The following is a 1,967-nucleotide window of genomic DNA, read 5'->3' as shown; positions in this document are numbered from 1 at the left end:
TGACGAATACTAATCGATCGAGGACTTAACCAAAACAAACTTGAACAAAATTCAATGTCTTTATCCAGTTTTGAGAGAACAAGGATTTACCTAAAAATCATAAAAAGTAATTTAAAATCGAAAAAAATGATTGAAAATGCTTTCAAACATGGTATAATAATACTTGTCTTTCGGTTAAGAGTCTAGTGATGATGGCAAAGAGGTCACACCCGTTCCCATACCGAACACGGAAGTTAAGCTCTTTAGCGCCGATGGTAGTTGGGGGCTTCCCCCTGCGAGAGTAGGACGTTGCTAGGCTTCTCATATGATTATTCCGAAGTAGCTCAGTGGTAGAGCAACCGGCTGTTAACCGGTTGGTCGTAGGTTCGAGTCCTACCTTCGGAGCCATATTTCTTGGAGAGTTGTCCGAGAGGCCGAAGGAGCACGATTGGAAATCGTGTAGGCGGGTAACACTGTCTCAAGGGTTCAAATCCCTTACTCTCCGCCATAACAAATTTGTAATGGCCCGTTGGTCAAGTGGTTAAGACACCGCCCTTTCACGGCGGTAACACGGGTTCGAATCCCGTACGGGTCACCATTATTTTAATAACTATAACTAGTTGGAGGATTAGCTCAGCTGGGAGAGCACCTGCCTTACAAGCAGGGGGTCGGCGGTTCGAGCCCGTCATCCTCCACCATATCTTAATCCAATATTATTATCGCGGGGTGGAGCAGTCCGGTAGCTCGTCGGGCTCATAACCCGAAGGTCACAGGTTCAAATCCTGTCCCCGCAACCAAATGGTCCCGTGGTGTAGCGGTTAACATGCCTGCCTGTCACGCAGGAGATCGCCGGTTCGATCCCGGTCGGGACCGCCATTTAAATAAAAATGTGGGTCGGTAGCTCAGTTGGTAGAGCATTTGACTGAAGCTCAAAGTGTCGGCGGTTCGATTCCGTCCCGACCCACCATTATTTTCACTTGCCGGTGTAGCTCAATTGGTAGAGCAACTGACTTGTAATCAGTAGGTTGAGGGTTCAAGTCCTTTCGCCGGCACCATTACAACTGGAGAGGTAGCGAAGTGGCTAAACGCGGCGGACTGTAAATCCGCTCCTTCGGGTTCGGCGGTTCGAATCCGTCCCTCTCCACCATTTTTATAGGGGCATAGTTCAACGGTAGAATAGAGGTCTCCAAAACCTTTGGTGTGGGTTCGATTCCTACTGCCCCTGCCAATTTTTTTATTTTAAAAAGTATTAAGATATTATGGCGATTGTGGCGAAGTGGTTAACGCATCGGATTGTGGTTCCGACATTCGTGGGTTCGATTCCCATCAGTCGCCCCATTAATATTTTTGATGAAGAATTAATATAATATACTGTATTGGCGATTGTGGCGAAGTGGTTAACGCATCGGATTGTGGTTCCGACATTCGTGGGTTCGATTCCCATCAGTCGCCCCATTTAAATAATAAATTAAACTTTTAATCATATTATTGGGGTATAGCCAAGCGGTAAGGCAACGGATTTTGATTCCGTCATGCCCAGGTTCGAATCCTGGTACCCCAGCCATTTGCGGAAGTAGTTCAGTGGTAGAACACCACCTTGCCAAGGTGGGGGTCGCGGGTTCGAACCCCGTCTTCCGCTCCAATATTATATGGCGGCTTAGCCAAGTGGTAAGGCACGGGTCTGCAACACCCTTACCACCGGTTCGAATCCGGTAGCCGCCTCCAATTTTTTAAATATCGGGTTAACCGATTTTTTTTTACAATTTTATTATGCCGGTGTGGCGGAATTGGCAGACGCGCACGACTCAAAATCGTGTTCCTTCTGGAGTGTCGGTTCGACCCCGACCACCGGTATCAAAAAATTCATTGTTTTTAACGTCTATTTACAGTAATGTAAGTAGACGTTTTTTATTGTGTTTCAGTTATTTTGTTTATATAAAAGGCTCTATAATATTTGTTGGGGTTTGAAAAAATTTCATAAATAAAAA

At 45.8% G+C, this 1,967-nt stretch carries 16 tRNA genes and 1 rRNA gene; all 17 read left to right on the top strand.

The annotated features are described in order from the left end of the window. Positions 1–181 precede the first annotated feature (181 nt). A 5S ribosomal RNA gene (gene rrf, locus CD30_RS18990) occupies positions 182–297 on the top strand. Between the two features lie 15 nt (positions 298–312). After that, a tRNA-Asn gene (locus tag CD30_RS18985) sits at positions 313–387 on the top strand. A gap of 8 nt (positions 388–395) precedes the next feature. Then, positions 396–487 (top strand) — tRNA-Ser (locus CD30_RS18980). 15 nt (positions 488–502) lie between these two features. Next, positions 503–577 (top strand) — tRNA-Glu (locus CD30_RS18975). 24 nt (positions 578–601) lie between these two features. Further along, positions 602–677 (top strand) — tRNA-Val (locus tag CD30_RS18970). A 22-nt stretch (positions 678–699) separates the two neighbouring features. After that, a tRNA-Met gene (locus CD30_RS18965) sits at positions 700–776 on the top strand. A gap of 3 nt (positions 777–779) precedes the next feature. Beyond that, positions 780–855: transfer RNA gene (locus CD30_RS18960), tRNA-Asp, on the top strand. 15 nt (positions 856–870) lie between these two features. Next, positions 871–946: transfer RNA gene (locus CD30_RS18955), tRNA-Phe, on the top strand. Between the two features lie 12 nt (positions 947–958). Beyond that, a tRNA-Thr gene (locus CD30_RS18950) sits at positions 959–1,034 on the top strand. Between the two features lie 8 nt (positions 1,035–1,042). Further along, positions 1,043–1,126: transfer RNA gene (locus CD30_RS18945), tRNA-Tyr, on the top strand. 7 nt (positions 1,127–1,133) lie between these two features. Beyond that, positions 1,134–1,207: transfer RNA gene (locus CD30_RS18940), tRNA-Trp, on the top strand. Positions 1,208–1,241: 34 nt separating this feature from the next. Next, positions 1,242–1,317, top strand: a tRNA-His gene (locus CD30_RS18935). A 41-nt stretch (positions 1,318–1,358) separates the two neighbouring features. Then, a tRNA-His gene (locus CD30_RS18930) sits at positions 1,359–1,434 on the top strand. 34 nt (positions 1,435–1,468) lie between these two features. Then, positions 1,469–1,543, top strand: a tRNA-Gln gene (locus CD30_RS18925). A gap of 3 nt (positions 1,544–1,546) precedes the next feature. Continuing rightward, positions 1,547–1,621, top strand: a tRNA-Gly gene (locus tag CD30_RS18920). A gap of 9 nt (positions 1,622–1,630) precedes the next feature. Then, a tRNA-Cys gene (locus CD30_RS18915) sits at positions 1,631–1,704 on the top strand. A gap of 47 nt (positions 1,705–1,751) precedes the next feature. Then, positions 1,752–1,833: transfer RNA gene (locus CD30_RS18910), tRNA-Leu, on the top strand. The last annotated feature ends 134 nt before the right edge of the window (positions 1,834–1,967 follow it).

Origin of the sequence: Ureibacillus massiliensis 4400831 = CIP 108448 = CCUG 49529, assembly GCF_000772965.1 — a bacterium.
In the GTDB taxonomy this organism is placed as follows: Bacteria; Bacillota; Bacilli; order Bacillales_A; family Planococcaceae; genus Ureibacillus; species Ureibacillus massiliensis.
The sequence above is the reverse complement of the archived record's forward strand: the minus strand, read 5'-3'. Positions and strand labels throughout refer to the sequence as shown.